Origin of the sequence: Devosia crocina (assembly GCF_900116545.1) — a bacterium.
GTDB classification, from domain to species: Bacteria; Pseudomonadota; Alphaproteobacteria; order Rhizobiales; family Devosiaceae; genus Devosia; species Devosia crocina.
Genome location: NZ_FPCK01000001.1, coordinates 61576 through 82663, shown reverse-complemented (window position 1 = coordinate 82663; position 21088 = coordinate 61576). Strand labels below are relative to the sequence as shown.

15 protein-coding genes are annotated in these 21088 nt (G+C 61.0%); 5 read left to right on the top strand and 10 right to left on the bottom strand.

The genetic code is table 11. The features are described from left to right. Positions 1 to 193 precede the first annotated feature (193 nt). The 4 genes from BM364_RS18285 to BM364_RS00340 form a co-directional block, all read right to left on the bottom strand. Positions 194 to 355: a hypothetical protein gene (locus BM364_RS18285; protein ID WP_175528403.1), complete on the bottom strand. Its 162-nt coding sequence runs from the start codon at positions 353 to 355 to the stop codon at positions 194 to 196. Then, positions 352 to 1638, bottom strand: a complete 1287-nt coding sequence (locus BM364_RS00350) for an acetyl-CoA C-acetyltransferase (protein WP_092419371.1) — start codon at positions 1636 to 1638, stop codon at positions 352 to 354. The genes BM364_RS18285 and BM364_RS00350 overlap by 4 nt, the downstream gene beginning before the upstream one ends. 213 nt (positions 1639 to 1851) lie before the next feature. After that, on the bottom strand, positions 1852 to 3813 hold the full coding sequence (locus tag BM364_RS00345; protein WP_092419368.1) for a 3-hydroxyacyl-CoA dehydrogenase NAD-binding domain-containing protein: 1962 nt from the start codon (positions 3811 to 3813) through the stop codon (positions 1852 to 1854). 150 nt (positions 3814 to 3963) lie between these two features. Next, positions 3964 to 6429, bottom strand: coding sequence for an acyl-CoA dehydrogenase (locus BM364_RS00340; protein WP_092419365.1), 2466 nt, complete (start codon positions 6427 to 6429; stop codon positions 3964 to 3966). 516 nt (positions 6430 to 6945) lie between these two features. Between BM364_RS00340 and BM364_RS00335 the strand changes: the two genes are divergently transcribed. Genes BM364_RS00335 through BM364_RS00325 form a run of 3 tightly spaced genes read left to right on the top strand, consistent with a single transcriptional unit; the run spans position 6946 to position 9587 of the window. Then, positions 6946 to 8661, top strand: coding sequence for a long-chain-fatty-acid--CoA ligase (locus BM364_RS00335; RefSeq protein WP_092419362.1), 1716 nt, complete (start codon positions 6946 to 6948; stop codon positions 8659 to 8661). Further along, positions 8658 to 9050 (top strand): MerR family transcriptional regulator, encoded by a 393-nt coding sequence (locus BM364_RS00330; protein ID WP_092419359.1) that lies wholly within the window; start codon positions 8658 to 8660, stop codon positions 9048 to 9050. The genes BM364_RS00335 and BM364_RS00330 overlap by 4 nt, the downstream gene beginning before the upstream one ends. 3 nt (positions 9051 to 9053) lie before the next feature. Continuing rightward, entirely contained in the window at positions 9054 to 9587 is a 534-nt protein-coding gene (locus tag BM364_RS00325; RefSeq protein ID WP_092419356.1) for a hypothetical protein, read from the top strand. A 131-nt stretch (positions 9588 to 9718) separates the two neighbouring features. Here the strand turns inward: BM364_RS00325 and BM364_RS00320 are convergent, their stop codons facing one another. Beyond that, a complete protein-coding gene (locus BM364_RS00320) occupies positions 9719 to 11284 on the bottom strand; it encodes a cisplatin damage response ATP-dependent DNA ligase (RefSeq protein ID WP_092419353.1) in 1566 nt (521 codons plus the stop codon). Next, complete coding sequence (locus BM364_RS00315) at positions 11281 to 12282, bottom strand: ligase-associated DNA damage response exonuclease (protein WP_092419350.1); 1002 nt, start codon at positions 12280 to 12282, stop codon at positions 11281 to 11283. The genes BM364_RS00320 and BM364_RS00315 overlap by 4 nt, the downstream gene beginning before the upstream one ends. Before the next feature lie 97 nt (positions 12283 to 12379). Here BM364_RS00315 and BM364_RS00310 point away from each other — a divergent pair, with 97 nt between their 5' ends. Then, the gene (locus BM364_RS00310) at positions 12380 to 13384 is read left to right on the top strand and encodes an alpha/beta hydrolase (protein ID WP_092419348.1); all 1005 of its coding nucleotides are present in this window, start codon (positions 12380 to 12382) and stop codon (positions 13382 to 13384) included. 236 nt (positions 13385 to 13620) lie between these two features. Here the strand turns inward: BM364_RS00310 and BM364_RS00305 are convergent, their stop codons facing one another. From BM364_RS00305 to BM364_RS00290, 4 genes are all read right to left on the bottom strand, one after another. After that, entirely contained in the window at positions 13621 to 16527 is a 2907-nt protein-coding gene (locus tag BM364_RS00305; RefSeq protein WP_092419345.1) for an insulinase family protein, read from the bottom strand. Between the two features lie 94 nt (positions 16528 to 16621). Beyond that, a complete protein-coding gene (locus BM364_RS00300; RefSeq protein WP_092419342.1) occupies positions 16622 to 17596 on the bottom strand; it encodes an aldo/keto reductase in 975 nt (324 codons plus the stop codon). Further along, a complete protein-coding gene (locus BM364_RS00295) occupies positions 17593 to 19281 on the bottom strand; it encodes an ABC transporter ATP-binding protein (protein WP_175528402.1) in 1689 nt (562 codons plus the stop codon). The genes BM364_RS00300 and BM364_RS00295 overlap by 4 nt, the downstream gene beginning before the upstream one ends. Positions 19282 to 19394: 113 nt before the next feature. Continuing rightward, entirely contained in the window at positions 19395 to 20072 is a 678-nt protein-coding gene (locus tag BM364_RS00290; RefSeq protein ID WP_175528401.1) for a GntR family transcriptional regulator, read from the bottom strand. A gap of 209 nt (positions 20073 to 20281) precedes the next feature. Here BM364_RS00290 and BM364_RS00285 point away from each other — a divergent pair, with 209 nt between their 5' ends. Further along, entirely contained in the window at positions 20282 to 20938 is a 657-nt protein-coding gene (locus BM364_RS00285; protein ID WP_092423689.1) for a class I SAM-dependent methyltransferase, read from the top strand. Positions 20939 to 21088: the final 150 nt, after the last annotated feature.

Genomic DNA, 21088 nt, shown 5'->3' with positions numbered 1-21088 from the left:
AGCAAAAGATTGACCTAAGCGTAAAGCTGCGACCTTTTGTTAACATCCACTTCATCATGGCAAGACTTTCCTGTGACACCAAGATCACAAGAAGGTCATTGCTCAGGAATGGCGAAATTGAGAATGAGGCTGGGCTCAGCGGTGCTTGTCACGGCCTAAGCCTGTTCGGCAAAATCAGCCCAGGCGCGGCAGCTTAACCGAAAATGCCCGCTTGGCCGGCAAGATAGATTGCCACTGCCGCCGCAAGGATGCAGGCGAAGGGCACCCAATCGGGCATCGGGCCGCGGGGGCGCTTGGGCTGGGGTGGCTCGGGTGGCTTCTCCGGCCTGCGGAATTTTATGACATTGTCGCTCATTGAGCGCTTTCTAGCAGCGCCGCGACGCCCATGCCACCCGCCGTGCACACCGAAATCAGGGCGCGCTTGTTGGCTTGTTCGGCAAGAAGCTTGGCCGTGACGCCGAGTATACGGGCGCCGGTCGCGGCAAAGGGATGGCCGTAGGCTAGGCTCGAGCCCTTGACGTTGATCTTGGCGGGATCGATTTCGCCCAGAACGGTGTCGCGACCCAGCACATCCTTGCAATAGGCGGGATCTTTCCAGGCCTTGAGCGTACACAGCACCTGGGCGGCAAAAGCCTCGTGCAGTTCGAAATAGTCGATGTTGTCGAAGGAAAGCCCCGCCCGTTCCAGCATTTCGGATACGGCGATGGTGGGGGCCATCAGCAAGCCTTCGCCGTGGGCGAAGTCATTGCCGGCAACGCGCCCGACCGTGAGATAGGCAAGGATCGGCAGGCCACGCGCCCGCGCCCATTCTTCACTGGCAAGAAGCACGCCTGCGGCACCATCGGTCAGGGGGGTCGAATTGCCTGCAGTCAGCGTGCCGTGACCAGAGGTCTTGTCGAAGGCTGGTTTAAGCGTCGAAAGCTTGTCGAGATTCGTATCGGCCCGGACATTGTTGTCGCGCACGAGCCCGGCACACTGAACAAGAAGATCATCGTGAAAGCCGTCCTCATAGGCGCGGGCTGCATTCTGGTGGCTGGCGGCGGCGAGTTCGTCCTGGGCCCGGCGGGAAATGCCCCATTCGCGGGCCATCAATTCGCAATGCTGGCCCATCGACATGCCGGTGCGCGGCTCGTTGACCGAGGGCGCGACCGGGGTCAGTTCGCCAAAGGAAAAGCCGGATGTAAACGCCTTGACCTTGTCGCCCGTTGTCTTGGCGGCATTGGCGTTGAGCAGGCGATGCTGGAATTTGGGGCCGAAGACGATCGGGCTGTCGGACACCGAGTCCGAACCCGCGGCAATGCCGCTGTCGATCTGGCCCGAGGCGATCTTGCCGGCAAGAACGAGGGCCGCCTGGAGGCTGGTGCCACAGGCGATCTGCATGGTGGTGCCCGGCGTGCGCGGGGAAAGCCCGGCATCGAGAAGGGCCTCGCGGGCGATGTTGAAATCGCGCGAGTGATTGATCACTGCCCCCGCGATTACCTCGTCGACCTTTTCACCCCTGAGGCCGAACTTGTCGGCGAGGCCGCCCAAAGTGGTCGCGAGCATGGACAGATTGGTTTCGTCGGCATAGGCCGTGCCGCCACGGGCAAAGGGGATACGGGCCGAACCGAGAATGGCAACACGCTTTGTTTCAGTCATTGATTGGCTCCAAAGTCGGGGCGGGCTCGATTTCCACCTCGTCCCTGAGGGGAGAGGTCGGCGCGACGCGCCGGGTAAGGGGGTCAACTCTGCGGCTCCTGCCGAGGGGTCTGCACCCCTCACCCAAGCTCTGCCAGGTCGCCAATGCTACCGGCGCCGCTACCCTCTCCCCTAAGGGGCGAGGGGCCGCAGGCCTATGCGCCGCGTTTCCCATCACGCCCTGCCATCCGCGCGGGCGCGCAGCGGGCCGCCGAGGAAGGGCGCAAAACCTGTGCCCATGATGACGCCGATATCGGCAAGGTCGGCGTTTGCAACGACGCCTTCGCCGACAACCACTTCGGTTGTGTCGACCAGGGGCTTTACCAGCTCCCGGCCAAGGGCGAGCAGATCAGGATGCGACGGGGTCGAGCCCCTGATGGCCTTGCCCTTTTCCCACTTGTAGAAACCTTCGCCGGACTTTCGGCCAAGCTTTCCTTCGGCAATGAGCCGGGCAAACTTGCTGGTTTCGGGTACGGCATGGCCGAGCTCGGTGGCAACGGATTTGCCAACGTCGAGCCCAACTGTGTCCATCAACTCGATAGGGCCCATCGGCATGCCGAAGGCGACGGCGGCTGCGTCGAGCAGTTCCTTGCTTTCGCCGCGTTCGACCCTTTCGACGGCGCCGAGCATATAGGGCATCAAGACGCGATTGACGAGGAACCCAGGCGCCGACTTGACCACCACGGGAGACTTGCCGATGGCGAGCGCAAAGCTCGCGCCCTTGCCGATCGCTTCGTCGGAATTGAACTTTGACTTGATAACTTCGACCAGCGGCAACTGGGCCACGGGGTTGAAGAAGTGGAGCCCGATCAGCCGGTCGGGCGCCTTAAGCGCCTCGGCGATGCGCTCGAGTTCGATCGAGGAGGTGTTGGTCGCAAGAATGGCGCCAGGCTTGATCTTGTCTTCCAGCCCCGAAAAGATCGATTGCTTGACCTGAAGCTTTTCGACCACCGCCTCTATGATGACATCGGCGCGCGAGACGCCATTGCCCTGCGGATCGGAGGTGAGACGCAGCATGGCGGCGTCGACCTCGCGTTTCTTTTTGTAGCGCTTCTGGAACAGTTTTTTGGCGCGATCGAGCGCAGGCTGAATGCGCGCCATGTCGAGATCCTGCAGCGTCACGATCATGCCGCGATAGGCGCACCAGGCGGCAATATCGCCACCCATTACCCCGGCCCCGATAATGTGGACGCGGGAAAACTTTGCCCCTTTGACTCCCTGCTTCTTGAGCCCCTCCGAGAGGAAGAAAACACGCCGCAGATTGGTGGCCGTGGGCGAGCCCATGAGCGGCACGAAGGCATCGACCTCATGGCGGATCATGGCCTGCCAGTCATTGCCGTGCTGTTCGAAGAGTTCGATCAGCGCATAGGGTGCGGGGAAATTGACGCGGTTGGCTTTCTTGCCGACTTCTTCGCGCATCTTGTTGGCGACATAGTCGCGAAGCAAGGGCCCTGCCATCATGCGCTTGGCAAAGGGAGCGGGCGTTGACTTGCGGTTCTGGAGCACCGCCTTGCGGCCTTCCCAACGGAGCATGTCGCGGTGGCGCACGAGCTTATCGACGAGATTCATCCCGCGTGCGGCTCCCGGACGCAGCATCTTGCCGGTCAACATGATCTGCATGGCATCGACGGGACCCGCCTGGCGGATCGAGCGCCCGGTGCCGCCAAAGCCTGGAAAGATGCCGAGATTGACTTCGGGAAAGCCGATGCGGGTTTTCTCGTCATTGACCGCGATGCGATAGTGGCAGGCCAGCGCCAGTTCGAGCCCGCCCCCGAGGCAGAAGCCGTGAATGCCGGCAACAAAGGGTATCCGAAGATTTTCGATGCGCGAGAAAAGCGCATGAGTGCGCCGGAGCGCTTCGGGCAGGACCGAGAAATCGCTCATGGCGTCGAATTCGGACACGTCGGCCCCGGCGATGAAGCCGCTATCCTTGCTCGAAAGCAGCACGACGCCCACAAGTTCCCGGCTATTGGCTAGGTCCTCGAAGCGCGCGACCAGCGTTTCGAGCTCCATGATCGCTTCGCGGCTCAGCGTATTCACCGAAGCGCCGGGCGTATTGATGGTGAGCCAGCCGATGTTCTCGATATCGGTATGGAAGCTCCAGTGCTTGGTCTCGGTTGCCTGTGGGGCGATCATGCTTGCTCCATCCTCTTTGTGCCCGCCCTCGTGGTTCGAGGGTCGCTGCGCTCCCCCCTCACGTGAGGGCTCCGGGAGCACGGCTTTTCCTGAGCCTCATGCCGAAGTGCCTTGCCTGAGCAAAGCCTCGAAACATGGGGCGATGCGCGCCTACTCCGCCGCCAACCTTGGCGCAGTTTGCTTCAACACGTCAGTATCGAAGTCGTCGACATGCACGGCGCGGTTGGTGGCCTCGTCGGCCGCGCGCATGATGCCCGCTTCATTGTCGTTTATGACCCCGGCCTTGACCGCATCGGCAATGGCATCGCGGTCGTGGCGGCGATCAAAAACACCGCGGCGCGAGGCCTTGACGAACCTGGCTTCGATTTCCTCGGCCTCGGTGACCTTGAGCAGTGCATCCTCGAGCACGCCCGTGACGTCATCGGGATCGGTGGTCACATAGATGCCGGTGGTGAGACGATCACGGAAGGCGCCGGGGCGCAGCACGGCGCGTACGACGCGGTAATTAACCCGGTCGCTGGCCCGTTTGGCATGACGCCCTAGCGGGAAGCAGAGAAAGCGCATGGCCGTGGCAAAGAAGGGATTGGGGAAATTGTCGAAGACCTCGCCAAAGGTCTTTTCCATCGAAGCGATGCGATCTTCCATGATGGCGTCGACAAGGTCACGATCCTCTGTGATCCGGCCTTCTTCTTCGAAGCGCTTGAGCGTTGCCGACATCAGATAAAGGTCGCCCAGAAGATCGGCCATGCGCCCCGACAGCTTCTGCTTGCGCTTAAGCGCACCACCGAGAACGACCGTGGTCCAATCGGCAACAAGCGCGAAATTTTGGGCATAGCGATGAAGCTTGCGATACCAGCCGGCCATCGGCCCATCGTTGGGCGAAGAGGCAAAGGCGCCGTTGGTGACACCGTGGACAAAGCTTGCCACGACATTGCGCAGCATGAAGGCGGTGTGACCACCAAAGGCCTGGTCGAAGGCATCGAGCCCAGCCTGCCGGTCGCGGTTCTGCGCCGCCTGAATTTCCTTAAGGAGATAAGGATGGGCTCGCAGAACGCCCTGCGCAAAGGTCATCAGCGTACGCGTCAGGATATTGGCGCCTTCCACAGTGATGGCGACAGGAAGGGCCTGATAGGCGCCGAACAGATAATTGCTCGGACCATCCTGAATCGCGCGGCCGCCCTGGATATCGAACGCGTCGTCCATGCTGTCGCGCATGGCTTCGGTGGTGGTGTATTTGAGGAGACCCGCGATCACGGCCGGCCGCTGGCCTTCGTCCACCATGGAAGCGGTCAGGCGCCGGGCCGCCTCGAAACTATAGGCGCGCTTGACCATTTCACCCAGCGGCTCGGCAACGCCCTCCATGGTACCCACCGGAATGCCGAACTGGCGACGCACGCGGGCATAGGCGGAGGTGGCACGCAGCGTCGACTTGATCGAGGTGGAGCCAATTGCGGGCAGCGAAATTGCGCGCCCGGTGGACAGGCATTCCATGAGCATGCGCCAGCCCTGCCCCGCATAATCGGTGCCGCCGATCAGATAATCGATGGGCACGAACATGTTGGTTCCGCGCACCGGACCGTTCATGAAGGCCTGCCGGGCCGGGTAGTGGCGCCGTCCGATATCGAGGCCCGGGTGATCATGGGGAATAAGCGCCAGCGTGATGCCGACGTCTTCGCCGCGACCAAGAAGATTGTCCGGATCCTTGAGAATGAAGGCGAGACCCACAAGGGTCGCAATGGGGGCAAGCGTGATGTAGCGCTTGTCAAAGGTCAGGTTGACGCCCAGCGTTTCCTGCCCGTTCCACACTCCCTTGGTGACGACGCCGATATCGCGCATGCCGCCCGCATCGGAGCCCGAGTGTACCCCGGTCAGAGCAAAGCAGGGTATGTCCTGGCCTGTGGCGAGGCGATGGAGATACTTCTCCTTTTGCGCCGGCGTGCCGTATTTTTCGAGCAGTTCGCCCGGCCCGAGCGAATTGGGGACCATGACCGTGATCCCCGCCGCCACCGAGCGGCTGGCGATCTTGGAAACGATCATCGACTGCGCTTGGGCCGAAAAGCCGAGCCCGCCATGTTCCTTGCCGATGAGCATGCCCAGAAAGCCGTTCTCGCGCAGGAATTGCCAGAGTTCGGGGGAAAGATCGGCACGATTGTGGCGGATATCCCAGTCGTCAATCATCCGGCAGGCGGTCTCGGTGGGACCATCAAGGAAAGCCTGCTCGTCCGCCGTCAGCGTCAGGGGCCGGATGGTTGTCAGCTTGTCCCAATCAGGGCGCCCCGAAAACAGCTCCGCGTCCCACCCAACCGTGCCTGCATCCAGCGCCTCCTGTTCAGTGCGGCTGACTTTGGGGAGAATGGATTTGACCGCGCCGAAGACCGGCGCAATCACCAGCGCCATCCGGATAGGCTTTAGGCTGAGGGCAAGCAGCACGAGGCCGATCGCGATAAGGAGCCAACTGCCGAACCCCAGCTCGTATTCAGGATGAACCAAACCGAAGCTGACCCCGGAAACAAAACCAACGGCAAGGGTAGCAACGCCCCAGTACCAAAGCGGACTTTCGTTTACCGCCAGGACCGCAAATACAACAAGAGCGATCACGAAAAGCAACAGGGTCACTGCACAGTCCTCCGCGGACGGCGCGACGCCAAATGGGTGGGGCGTCGCCCGCCATACCAAACCAGGGAGCCGAGCGGCTCCACCATGTTTGCCGTCATCCTAGTTGAAGACAAGGCACATGTTGATGTCAGTCTATCAGTGTTTACGTAAACGTCAACTCAACGCCGTATACGTCTACATACATGCATTGTCCTAAGGATGAACCAACGGCCATCGCGACCGTCGACATTTTCTGATCGTAAAGGAAATCCGTTTGCGCACCGCATCCTCGAGCGGCAGCAGATGACCCCATCCTTGGGGAAAGGCAACGGGCGGAATTGGGTTCCATCGATATGCGCCTGGAACGGCACCACGCCCCTTTCGTCCAAACTCTTCTCGAGAAAGCTGGCGATCCCTGGGCAGTTGTTTGACGCTAACGTAAAGCCGTGAAATAATTCCTCGTAAGTGCCGGCGGAAGAGCCTTTGGGGCATCGGAACATACCGCGCCGCCGGGCATTGCCGAGGAGGAAACGAGGTATGACGACCCAAGTCGAGGCGCCTGACCATATCCGTCCCTGGATTGCCAGCTATCCTGAGGGGATCAACTGGCAGGACGAGATCGATACGACGCCGGTGCACGAACAGGTGTTGGCAGCCTGTGCCCGCAACCCTTCGGCTGTAGCACTCGATTTCCTTGGCGGCACAACGAGCTTCGGCGAACTCGCCAAAAAGATTGTCGCCTTTGCCGGTGCTCTGCAGAGCCAATATGGCGTCAAAAAGGGCAGCCGGGTGGCGCTGATGCTGCCCAATACCCCGTTTTATCCCATCGCCTATTATGGGGTCCTGCGCGCCGGCGGAACCGTGGTCAACTGCAACCCGCTTTATACCGTGTCGGAGTTGAGCCACATCACCGCCAATGCCGGCGCCGATATCATGGTGACGCTCGATCTTAAGCAGATCTACGACAAGGGCGAAGCCCTGCTCGAGGCAGGCCACGTCAAATCCCTGGTCGTGTGCCATTTCCCCGATGCCCTGCCGCTGGCCAAGAAGGTCCTGTTCTCGCTGTTCAAGCGCAAGGACCTGACCAACCCGTTCCAGTCTCCGCATGCAGGCAAGATCCGCGCGTTCAACGATCTGATCCACGCCAATGCGACGCCAAGTGCCGTGGTGATCGACTCCAAGACCGATATCGCGGTCCAGCAATATACCGGTGGCACGACGGGCCTCCCCAAGGGTGCGCTGCTGACCCATGCCAATATCGCAGCCAATATGAGCCAGATCGACAAGTGGGGGTGCGGGCTATTTTACCCACCTTCCAAGGTCGTGGCAGTACTGCCGTTCTTTCATATCTTCGCAATGACCGTTTGCATGAACGTGCCGCTCTGCAACGGCACGCCGGTGATCATGCTGCCGCGCTTCGAACTCAAGGCGCTGCTCGATCTCTTGACCCGCACCAAGGCCAATGTGCTGCCCGCCGTGCCCACGCTTTTGAGCGCCATTGCCCGAGCCGACACGGCTAAAGCCGAGCAATTGGCGAGCCTTGAAGTTGCGATTTCGGGCGGGGCCGCCCTGCCCGACGAGGTGCGCAACGCCTTTGCCAAGAAATCAAAGGCGCTCCTTGCCGAAGGCTATGGCTTGACCGAGGCCTCGCCCGTCGTGTGCTGTGCTGCTCTGCGCGTTCCATCCAAGCCCATGTCCATCGGCATGCCGCTGCCGGGCACCGATATCCGCTTTGTCGATGTGGACACCCAACGGGAAGTCGGCATTGGCGAAAATGGCGAACTGCAGGTCAAGGGGCCGCAGGTGATGAGCGGCTATCACGAGGATCGGGAAGCCAGCGCCGGCGCCTTCCACGATGGTTGGCTGCGCACGGGCGATGTCGGCCATATCGACGAGGATGGCTATGTGTTTCTGGTCGATCGCATCAAGGACCTGATCATCTGCTCGGGCTTCAACGTTTATCCGCGCACCATTGAGGAGGCGCTGATGACCCATGAGGCGGTGGAGGAAACCAATGTCATCGGGGTCAAGGACGAATATCGCGGCGAGGCCCCGGTTGCCTTCGTCAAGCTCAAGGAGGGCAAGAGCGTCAGCGAGACCGAACTCAAGCATTTCCTCGCCGAAAAGCTCAACAAGATCGAGACGCCCAAGGAAATCGTCTTCAAGGACGCTCTGCCTAAAACCCTGATCGGCAAATTGAGCAAGAAAGAGCTGCGCGAGGAATATGCACAGCGCAAGGCTGGCAAAGCGTGACCTCCGCCGACCCCGAAAGCGCCGATCTCTACTCGATCGCGGACCTCGCGCGCGAGTTCGGCATCTCGACGCGCGCCATCCGGTTTTATGAAAGCAAGGGACTGATCTCGCCCGAGCGCCTTGGCGCCACGCGCGTCTTCCGCCGCCGCGACCGGGCCCGGTTGATCCTGATCCTGCGCGGCAAGCGCCTCGGCTTCTCGCTGCGAGATATTTCGGACTATCTTGCGCTCTATGACGCTGATCGTTCCCAACAGGTAAATTTGCTCGCCGAAAAAGTGGACGAGCGTTTACAATTGCTTGAACAACAATTGGCTGACCTTCAAACCACGATTGCCGAGCTGCGAGAAATCCGCAACCTTGCGCGGGAACGAGTCATATCCCCGAGCTAGGCCATGTCTGACCTTTTTGCACCCCTGACCGACGGCACCGGTCATCCCAACCGCTGGCCAGCTGCCATGTTGGTGTGCAGCCAGACCGAGGCGCGGCGCTATGGGGCGGAGTGGGCCCCTAGCCACATCATTTCCATTTATGGCCCGGAAAGCCGCTATCTGGGTCTCGCGGATTTCGACAAATCCCGGCAGCTCCATGCCCGGTTCGAGGACGTCACCGACCCGGCAGCGCCCGGTGCCCCGACGTCGGTCCACATCGACCAGATCATGGAATTCGTCGACGCCCTGCCAGGGGACGCAAGGCTGATGATCCATTGCCTCCAAGGCAACACCCGTGGCGCTGCCACGGCCCTTGGCATTCTCGCGCGCTATTTGCCCGCGGACAAAGCCGGCCAGGCAATCTACAAATCCGTCTCCGGCGCCACTCCCAGCCCGCTTCTTGTGGCGCTGTGGGACAAGATGCTGGGCATGAACGGTAAGCTGGTCAAGGCAGGAAGGAAGTTTCCGACAGCTGGGTTGCGCCGCGCAGTGGCTTGAGGGTTACCCCCACCTATCCTCCCCCTCCAGAAGGGGGAGGGGCGGATCGAGTTTGCTGGGAGACATGTGAGCCACCGGCAGATCCCTCCCCCTTCTGGAGGGGGAGGCTAGGTGGGGGTGCGGGAACCCGGTTATCCCACAAACGCGTCCATATCCTCCAGCCGCGCCGCCTCCTGGGCCGGCTTGTCCCAGCGGATACGGTTGATGCGGGGGAAGCGCAGGGCGACGCCGGATTTGTGGCGGCCGCTTTTTTGAGCGCTGTCGAAAGCAACTTCGAACACCAGCTCCTTCTTGACCTCTCGCACCGGGCCGAAGCTGGCCGTGGTATGGGCGCGAATCCACTTGTCGAGCTGTTTCAGTTCCTCGTCGGTGAACCCGAAATAGGCCTTGCCGATGGGCACGATCTCGTTGCCCTTCCAGACGCCGAACGTGTAGTCCGAATAGTAGGAGCTGCGCTTGCCGTGGCCGCGCTGGGCATACATCAACACCGCGTCGACCACATTGGGATCGCGCTTCCACTTGTACCAGTTGCCCTTGGGGCGCCCCGGCACATATGGCGCGGTTCGGAGCTTGATCATCACCCCTTCATGCCCGTGCTCGTCTGCGCCTTGCCGGCGCAGTTTGCCCAGATCGTCCCATGAGGAGAAGGGCAAGACCTCTGAGAGATCAAGGCGGGTCTGGGGGTTTTCGGCAAACCACGCTTCGAGCCGTGCGCGGCGCGCTTCCCAACCGAGAGCGCGCACATCTTCGTCGCCGTCGAAAAGGATATCATAGACCCGCACGAAGGCCGGCAGTTCCTGCATCTGCTTGCCCTGGGCAACCTTGCGATTCAGCCGCTGCTGCAGATCATTGAAGCTGCGCGCATCAAAATCGTGCCCGACCAGCAATTCCCCATCGAGCACGGCCTGACCCAGAGCGCTTTCGACGACATCGGGGAACGAAGCGCTGATCTCGTCGCCCGTGCGCGAAAACATGGACACGCCTTGCGATCCCATGACGAGCTGCACACGAATCCCGTCCCACTTCCATTCGGCCGAGAAATCGCGGGGGTCGAGCTTTTCGAAATCCCGGTCCTCGATCGGATTGGACAGCATCAGGGGATGAAAGCGCGCCGTGTGGTCGATGTCGGGACGGTCCGCCTTGCCTTCGAGCCAGGCAAAAAGGTTGGCGTAGGGCGGCTTCAGCCCGTGCCACACCTCTTCGATCTCCTGGAGGTCAATCCCGCTCATCTCGGCGAGCGCGGTCTTGGCAAGGCGTGCCGAAACCCCGATGCGCAGCGACCCGGTTGCCAGCTTGACCAGCGCCCAACGCTCATGGATCGCCGCCTGGCTCAGGAGGCCGCCGATGACCCTGGGCAAGTCGGCCTTGCTCGTGTGATTGAGAAGATCGACGAGCTCGGCAAGACCGGGAAGCTCACCCTCGGCCTTGTGCGGCCAGATCAGGGCGATGGTCTCTCCCAGATCCCCGACATAGTCGTATGAGAGCGCAAAAAGCGTCTGATCGACCTCGGCCAGAACCGTGTCGCGCAGCAGGGCCGGCTTGACGTTGCGCACGTCGAGTTCGCCGGTCAGGACCGCGAGGGCAATGCCCCGATCAGGATCGGGCACTTCGGAAAAGTAGCGGCGCAGGGCTTCGAGCTTCCTCAGGCGCGAGGGTGTGAGGGCGAGGAGTTCGAGGAGATCGGCGAAGCGCTTCATTCTCCGCCCTCCCCGCCATCGTCATCGAGGCCCGGCAAGGCCAGCGGCTCGGCATCGAGCCCCTGCTGACGGCACCAATAAACCAGCGCATCTTCACGGCCATGGGTGACCCAGACCGTTTCGGCCGTGCTTTCGAGGATGGAGGTATTAAGCTCGCCCCAATCGCAATGATCGGAAATGACGAGCGGCAGTTCGACCAGCGCCTGCCGGGCACGCTGCTTGACGCTCATCCAGCCCGAGGCCTGGCAAACGACAGGATCAGGAAAGCGCCGGCTCCAGCGATCGCGAATGGCCGAAGGCGGCGCAATGACGATCTGGCCTGCCATGGCCGGCTTGGGCATGCCGGTCGCCGGAATGAGTTCACCGAGGTCGACGCCGAGGGATTGGTAGAGTTCGCAAAGCCTGATCATCGCCCCATGGAGATAGATCGGCTTGTCCCACCCGGCATCACGCAGAAGCGCGATGACGCGCTGCGCTTTTCCAAGCGCATAGCAACCGACGAGGTGACTTCGCTCGGGCTGTGCCACAACGGACTTGAGAAGGCGGGCAATCTCGTCGCGGGGATCGGGATGCTGAAAGACCGGCAGGCCAAACGTGGCTTCCGTCACGAGAAGATCGCAGGAAACCGGCTCGAAAGGCTGGGCCGTGCGATCGGGGAGGCGCTTGTAGTCGCCGGTCACCACGACGCGCTGGCCCTTGGCCTCGATCAGCACCTGGGCCGAACCGAGAATATGCCCCGCTGGAAAGAAGGTGACTTCGGTCCCATCGATGTCGAGCGGCTTGCCGAATTCGAGCTTCTGGAACTCGCCCGCGCAATCCTCACCATAGCGCACCTTCATAATCTCTACCGTGTCGGGCGTCGCAAGGACTGCGCCATGGCCTGAGCGCGCATGATCGGCATGGCCATGGGTGATAATGGCGCGCGGCCGCGGATCGGGCGGATCGATCCACGCGTCGATAGCAGGAATATAAAGGTCGCGATCGATGAGAAAGCCCATGATCGCTCCAACGCAGGAGAAACCAAACCGGTTCAACAGTTGCCAATAGGCTCGCGGTGCGCCACATCACGCCAGCAGAGGAAACAGGAGCAAGCCCATGCGCCGTACGACCCACACCCCCGGCACCGTTCATCGCCTCACCGTCGAGAGCAAGGCGCTTGCCGGCAATCTGCTCGGCGACCCCACTGCGCGCATCGTCGATGTCTATGTGCCTGCCGGCCACACCGGAGAAGGCCTGCCCTTGCTGGTGGATCTCGTGGGCTATACCGCGGGCGGCCCCGCCCATACAGCCTGGAAGAATTTTGGCGAAAACGTCCCCGAGCGGCTCGATCGGCTGATCGGCGAGGGCAAGATGGCGCCGGTCGTGGTGGCCTTTCCCGACTGCTTTTCGCGTCTTGGCGGCAATCAGTATGTGAATAGTCCGGTTCTGGGGAATTACGAGGATTTTCTCATTGGCGAGATGGCGCCGGCCGTCGAACAGAAATTCAACTGTGGTGGATCGGGGAAACGAGGCGTTTTCGGAAAATCCTCAGGCGGTTTCGGCGCCCATGTTCACGCCATGCGCCACGCCGATTTCTGGTCGGCCGCGGCGAGCCATTCTGGCGACGCCGGCTTTGAAAACCTCTATCTGCCGGAGTTTCCCAATACGCTGCGGGCGCTCGCCAAATTCGACAATTCGATCGAAAAGTGGATGAATGCCTTCGAGAGCAAGCAGAAATTCGACGGCAAGGATACATTGACCCTGATGATCCTGGCGCAAGCGGCCAGCTTCGACCCCGACCTCTCCGCGTTTCTCGGGCTGCGCTTGCCTGTGACGCTCGACACCTGCGAGTTGATTGCCGAGCGCTGGGACAATTGGCTTGGCTGGGATCCAGCCCGAACGGTGGAAGCCCATTACGCCGAGATCGGCAAGCTCAAGGGCTTTTACTTCGACTGCGGCACGGAGGATCAGTACAATATCCTCTATGGCTCGCGGCGCATCCACCGGACGCTCGAAAAGAACGGCATAGCCCACCGCTACGAGGAATTCGCCGATAATCACTCGGGTGTCGACTATCGCATGGATGTCAGCTTGCCGTTTTTGGCTGAGGTACTGAGCTGAGGGCGGGCGTGTCTTCCTTCCCCCTGAGGGAAGAGGTGGCCCGAAAGGCAGGATGAGGGGTTTAGGATCAAGGCCCAACTGAGAGGCTTTCACCCCTCACCCTAACCCTCTCCCCTGTAGGGGCGAGGGAATGGATCGCGTTTGGGGCGATGGCTTTTCAAGAGCACCGGCTATGTCCCCTCGCCCCTCTGGGGAGAGGGTTAGGGTGAGGGGTTGCGCTGAACAACCAGCAGACCTTACATGACCTTGTTCACCTCCAGCAAACCCGGCCGCTCGTCGTTGGCAGCCGTGATTGCAGCTTCGCCGCCAAGCACCACCACATGCCCCTTTTGGGCCACCGCTTCGATGGCGTCGGCAAGGGCGAGGAAGTCATCATTGCTGGCGGCAAGAATTTCGTCCCGCCGCTGCTGGCGGACGGCGTCGGTGGTGCCGGTCAGCTTGCGCCACATGGCCGAATAGCCCTTGGCATCGACGAATTCGGGACGATCGGCGTCGCCGATCACGCCGATGATCGAACGCGTGAGATCGGTCTCTCCGATCCCTGCCCGCAGGGCCCTCGCCGCGCCGTCATAGACATCGAGCGTCTTGAGAAGGTTCGGGTCACGATAGGAGAGGAACGAGAAATTGCCTGAGGAGAGATCGAAGCGGCTCGATCCGCCATAGGCGCCACCCTGCACGCGCACTTTGTCCCAGAGGTAAGTCGTGTTGAGATAGCGCAGGACGACGGCGGACGCCGCACTCGTTCGGAACCCCAGAGCCTTGAGATTGGCGCCCTTGCCGACATAGTTCACCTGCGCCGGGATTACGAGCCCTTCCGATTTCGCGACGCCCGCAAAACCCCAGTCCGAGAGCTGGACGTCCTTGCTTGGCAGGGTTTCGACAAAACCCTCGAGCGCCGTGCGTGCCTCGGCAAGCAGGCTTGCCTCGGCCGTCAAATTGACCACCATGCGGGGGCGATTGAACAGCGTGTCGCGGATCTGGCGGAATTTTGCTTCGACGCCGGCCCAGTCTGTGTCGATGCGTTTGACGAGATCGCGGAGGAAGGTCAGGTAGCTCACCCCGCCCAATTGCTCGGCGACCCAACTGGCTTCGGTCAGGCCGGCCTTGAGGCGCGTATCGACAATGGAATTGCCGGCCGGGATCATGCGGGCCTCGAAGCCTGCCTTTTCCTCGAGCGCCATCTGGCGGATGCGCTCTCGATTCTCAAGGCGCGCATCGAGCAGCACGTCGCCCATGATGTCGAGCATCTCGCCGAACCTTGGCGCGACGGACTTGCCCGAGAGAAAGAACCATGCTGCCGTTTCGCCATCGTCCAGCCGCGTTGCAAGGCTGCGATGCTGGGCGATGCCACCGGTCGAACGGCCGATACGCTGGGTGAGGCTGACAAAGTCCTGCTTGCTTGTGCCGGTCTGCAGCAGCGCACGACCGAAAAGCGGAAGATAGGGCAGAAGCTCCGGATCGAGAACCCGCAGATCGAAGCCGAGATCGAGATAGAGAATGCCAAGGGTGGGCAGGTCATGATGCATGAACCGCACGCCCGCAAGTACGCTCTCATCGGTCGCGACGGTGCGGATGGAGCGGTCGAGATCGGTCAGCGTCAGGGTCGGGATTTTCGCCAGATCCTCGGGACAATCCACCTCCTCCTGGAGAGCTCGAAGTTTTTCCGTCTCGGCAATCGTCGCCTTGAGGGCTTCTTCATCCATTCCGGCGCGCACCGCGGCCAGCTTGTCCTCCTCACGCTTCGCCTCCCGTGCGCCCTGTTCCGGATCGGCTTCGATCCGGGAGGTGACGCGATGGGGATTATCCAGGAAGAGCCGGCGGATTTCCTTCTCAAAATGCCCGGTAGCTGCCTTGGCCTTGATGGCATCGAGCGACTTCTCGAAGGTCAGTGGCTCGAGCGGATCCCCGCCATGGAGCCATTGGCCGAGCGCTGTGAACATGTAGCTCATGCCACGGGGTTGGCCGCCTGAATTCTGCTCGCGCAGGTGAAACTCGAACGTGTTGAGCGCCGCTTCGCGCTGCTCTTCGGAAAAGCCAGTGGCCGCAATCTCCTCAAGCGTGTCGAGGATAAGCTTCTCGACCCTTTCCGCGTCGGAAGGGTCTATCCCCTTGAGCCCAAAACCGGCCATGGGCTGGCGCAGCCAGGTGGAGATTCCGCCTCCGATCATCCCCTCGCCGATCCCGCTCTCGGTCAGTTTCTTGCGCAGCGGCGCAGCGGAATTGCCGGCAAGCAGATAGCTCAGGATGCCATGGCTCATGGTCTCGTCACGGCTCGAAGGCGGATCGAGCATCCAGTTGACGCTAACCATGCCATCGCGCCGCTTTTCGGGATCGATGGTGCCGGCATAGGTGCCGCTCACCTGCCGCGGCGCATTCCAGCGAGGCTGTAGCTTGACCTCGGCATCGACGGGCGCTGCCTCAAACTGGCTGAACACCTCATCGAGGATCGCAAGGCGCTTTTCCGGCTCGTCGTCGCCAGCAAAGACCACGCGGGCATTGGAGGGATGGTAGAACGTCTGGTGGAAGCGCTTGAACTGCTCATAGGTCAGCGCGGGAATGTCCCTGGGGTCGCCACCCGAGGAAAAGCCGTAGGTGGTATCGGGATAAAGCGCGCGCTGGGTCTGGTCGTGCATCACCGAGTCGGGTGAAGAGAACACGCCCTTCATTTCGTTGAAAACAACGCCCTTATAGACGAGCGGCGCATCAAGGCTCTCGAGTTCGTAGTGCCAGCCTTCCTGCTCGAAGGTTTCTTCGGTCAGGAGCGGAAAGAACACCGCATCGAGATAGACATCGACGAGGTTATAGAAATCCTTGAGATTGGCGCTTGCCACCGGATAGGCGGTCTTGTCCGGAAAGGTCATGGCGTTGAGGAAAGTGTGCATGGAGCCTTTGAGCAGCTCCACAAAGGGCTTCTTGACCGGATATTTTCGCGAGCCGCACAGCACCGAGTGCTCGAGAATATGGGCAATACCCGTGGAATCCTCGGGTGGGGTCTTGAAGGTAATGCCGAAGACCTTGTTCTCGTCCTCATTGGCCAGACTGAGCACCTCCGCCCCGGTCTTCCGATGCCGGTAGAGCCGCGCCTGCGAATTGATCTCGCTGACAGTCTCGTCACGCAAAAGCTCGAAGGCAGAATGGGTCATAAGTGAGCTCGTCTTGTTTGTGGTGTGAAGCTAACCTAGGTGCGTGGACGCGGTTCCGCTAGTGGTCCGCGTCCTGGCCAAGCGAAGGGAGGGGTTACACGCCGCCGCGGATTTCCGGCTTCACCGCGGTTTCATACCACTCGCCAAGCTGGGTCATCAGGGCCGGGAACAGGTTGCGGGCCTCGCTTGCCGCGACATTGTCGGCAATCTGCTCGGGCTTGGAGACGCCGGCGATGATGGTCGAGACCTGAGGATGGTCGAGAATCCAGCGCAGGGCGAACTGGCTCATCGGCATGCTTTCTGGTGCAAGCCCCTTGAGCTCCTGAACCAATTCGACGCCGCGCTCGAAGGGAATGCCCGAAAAGGTCTCGCCAACGGAAAAGGCCTGCCCGTCGCGATTGTAGTTGCGATGGTCGGCGGCATCGAAGCTGGTATTCTTGTCATATTTGCCGCTGAGAAGACCGCTTGCCAGCGGCAATCGCACGATGATGCCGACATCACGCTCGGCCGCGAGCGGCAGAAGTTTTTCCCCAGCATCCTGACGGAAGAGATTGAAGATGATCTGCAAGGTCGCGCAGCCGGGCTGATCGAGGCAGATCAAGCCTTCCTCGATCGTTTCCACGCTTGCGCCCCAGTGCCGCACCAGCCCTTCGGACTGGAATTCGTCCATCCAGCCGAAAATCTCCCCGTACTGCAGAACGGTGGTCGGCACACAGTGAAGCTGGGCTAGGTCGAGTGTGTCGACGCCGAGCCGCTGTGCCGAACCCACGAGGCTCTCGCGGACCGCATCCCGCGTGTAACCGTTAGGATAGAGCGTGCCCGATCGCCCAAGCTTGGTGGCCACCTTCACCCCTGCCGCCTTGGCGTGGCTGCCGATGCGCCGCTCGGAAAGACCATTGCCATAAACATCGGCCGTGTCCCAGAAGCTGATCCCCGCTTCGTTGGCGGCATCGAGGATCGCACTGGCGGCATCGTCTTCCACGGGGCCGAAATCGCCACCCAATTGCCAACAGCCCAGACCGATCTCGCTGACCTCGTACCCCGTCTTGCCCAGTCGCCGCGTTTTCATGTCTTGCTCTCCGCAGTGGTATTGGCCGGATTGGTGTCCAGCGTAATGATCTGATCGTCCGGGCCGATGACGCTGCGGCGATGGGTGATTGCCAAGATGGTGACGGCACCGAGTGCTCGCAATTCACCCATGATCTGACGCTCCGTGTCTTCGTCTAGGGCCGAACTGGCTTCGTCCAGAAACAGCACTTTCGGATCGGCGTAAAGCGCCCGCGCGATGGAGACGCGCTGCCGCTCACCGCCCGATAGCTTCAAGCCTCTTTCCCCCACGCTGGTTTCAAATCCATCAGGAAGATTTTCGATGAACTGGAGAATGGAGGCACGCGTAGCGGCCCGGCGCAGGCGATCGGGCTCGAGAGGACGGCCAAGCGTGATATTGACCGCCAGGGTCTCGTTGAGCAGCATGACGTCCTGCGGCACGACGCCGACATGGGCATACCAGCTTTCGCGCGCGATTTCGTTGAGCGCGATCCCATCGACGGAAATCTGACCCTCGGTGGGTTCAAGCGACTTGAGCGCCAGCCGGAACAGCGTCGTCTTGCCCGTACCTGTTGGCCCGGTGATGAAGGTCAGTCGCCCCGGCTCGGCGCTGAAGCTGACGTCCCGCAGCGTTTGCCGCTCGCCGTAGCGGAACCCGACAGCCTCGAAGCGGATATGGCCTGAGATATCGCCGAGAAACGAGCCGCCATCTGCTGCAGCATCATCCGGCTCCTGCCACATGCGGGCAAAGGGCAGGAAGCGCGAGATGCTGCGCATGATGTCGTCGATGGCGGTGCCGATCATCTCGAAGGGTCGGGTGAGCTGAACCAGAATGACATTGATCAGCACCATGTCGCCCACACTGATTTCGCCCGCCGCAAAGCGCGGCAGCATCAGCACATAGGTGACGGCAAGCTGGGCGGCGAGCGCGATGCTAAAAATGCCTGAAAGGGCGATGCGACGCCACGCCCATCCCACCCACGAGGCGCGCACCTGCTCCGCCTTGTCGGCAAAAAGGCGGCTGATCCAGCGGTCGCCATTGAAATAACGGACGGTTTCCATGGCGTTGACGGCATTGCCCACAAAGGTCGCGTTTTCCTGATAGGCCTCGATGGCCTGATCGAGCAGCGGCCTTGTCCAGCGATTGGCGAAATAAGTGAGGGTGATAAAGCCGACGCCGTAAACAAAGACGATCAGCACAAGCTCGAGGCTGATCGTTGCCCCAAGTAGAGCAATAGACAGCGCGATCTGGGCAGTGCCGGGGATAAAGATGATCAGACCCAATTGGGCGATCATCTGCACGGCGCTTTCTCCTTGCGAGCGCGCCGTCTGAATGGCGACGGGATTGTGCTCGATAAAGAAGGTACCCGGCTTACGCAGCAGTTTGGCGAAGAATTCGGTCGCGGTGATGAAACTCAGATTCTCCGCCATCATCAGCGACAAGTAGTTGGTCGCATAGCCAAAAAGGGTTTCAAAGCCCCGCATGACGGCATAAGCGACAAAACCCGCCACGAGCCCTGCAGCAAGGTTACCGGCTGCCAGTTCGTCGACCAGACGCGAAAAGATGTATGGGGTCGCAACGCCGATCAGCGCGCCCACAAGGATGACCAGCGTCGTGCCGATCAACATCCAGCGGGCGCCACCGAGGAAGTGGCGATAGATAGCCCTGACCGGGGGCCAGATCGTCGTCCAGTCCTGTCGCGTCATGGCCATCCGCTCGCTTTTCGCTGGGCAAAGGATGTGCAGCGTGACCAGAGCAGGCCTTGCGGTCAACTGGGAATTCCCTTGACGCTCAACAAGAAAAGAAGCGGCCAGACAGCCTATTCGAAAAAGTCCGGGAAATCCTCGATGGTCTGGGTCAGCAAGGTTTCTGCCCGCGCCAGATGCGCCCGCATGGCGATCTCGGCCAATTCCGGGTCAGCTTTGGCGACAGCTTCAGCGATCTGCTTGTGCTCGGCGATGGCGCGTTGGCTTGAGGATACCCCGAGCGTCAGATAGCGCACGCGATCGAGCTGGATCTTGTGATCATCAATCAGCTGCCAGGCATATTCCACGCCAGCCAGCCGCGCGAGCGTGCGATGGAAAAGCTCATCGAGTGCATGGAAGCGCCGGCTGTCATTGGCGGAGGAGGCCTGTTCCTGCTCCGCGATCAGGTCGCCCAGTACCTGAGCCGCATCGCTCCCCGGCTGCCCGGCAACCCGGCGAATAATCTCGACCTCGATACTTTCTCGGATGAAGCGGGACTGACGCACGCCGGTGGGCGAAATCTTCTTGACCACGGTCGCCCGTTTGGGCCGGATCAACAAGAGGCCCTGCTGGGCCAGCCGGATGAAAGCCTCGCGCACCGGCTGTCGCGAAACGCCGTACCGGGCGGCGATATCGCTTTCCGAAATCACGTCACCAGGTTTGAGCGCCATGGACACGATCTCGTCGCGCAAGGCGCCGACCACCCGCATGGCGATGGTTTCAGCTCCGCTTTCCAGCGTTTCATTTGCCATGACAGTGATTCTCCATTGCCTGACCATGTGCCGGACCCGCGCTGATGACAGCATTCCCCGCGCGCGATCCACAGTTTTCACCGCAGATCTTCCATACAAGAATTGTAGCCGCAACCTCTCAATCCGCAGTTTGCCCTGATATCGCTCCCGCCGTCATCCGTTTGTACCGACAATGAGGTAAACTGCTTCATGAATTGGAGCGCATGATCATGGCAGCACGTTCGGCTTTCTGGGATCGGCTGGCCGATCGATACGCGGCACAACCTGTGGCTGATCAGGCGGCATATGACACCAAGCTTGTAGCAACCCGCCGCCTGCTGCGGCCAGAAATGTCCGTGTTCGAGTTCGGTTGTGGCACAGGCTCGACTGCCATTTCCCACGCTCCATTTGTGCGCCACATCCGCGCCATCGACTTTTCTCCCCGCATGATCGAGATCGCCACCCAAAAAGCCATGGCGGCGCAAATCCACAACGTCGAGTTCGGGATTGGCAGCATCGAGACCGTTCAACTCGCCCCCGAGTGCTACGATGTGGTGATGGGCCACTCCATCCTGCACCTGCTTAAGGACAAACAGGATGCCATCGGCAAAAGCTTTGCAGCACTCAAGCCGGGTGGCGCATTTGTTTCCAGCACGTCTTGCCTGGGGGAGATGATGCCATTCAGCCGTTTCCTCGCACCAATCAGCAATCGTATCGGATTGCTTCCCCACTTTGATGTGATGACGCCTGATCAGCTGCGGAGCGCTATGGTGAAAGCCGGTTTTTCCGTTGAACACGAATGGCAACCGAGCAAGAAGGCCGCGCTATTCATGGTCGCGAGAAAGCCCGGCCGTGGCGAGAGCCCTGGACCCCCGCCTACTTTTTGACGCTCCTTCGCCATTCGACTGCGCCGATCGGCAAAGCAAGCTGAGCCCTCGTTACTCTGGCCTACAACACTCCCCTGTGAAAAAGAACCCTGTTTTGCCCAATCGCGAACAGAGCGTGTTACAAAGGCGCGTGCGTGTGCTGGAGTTGTG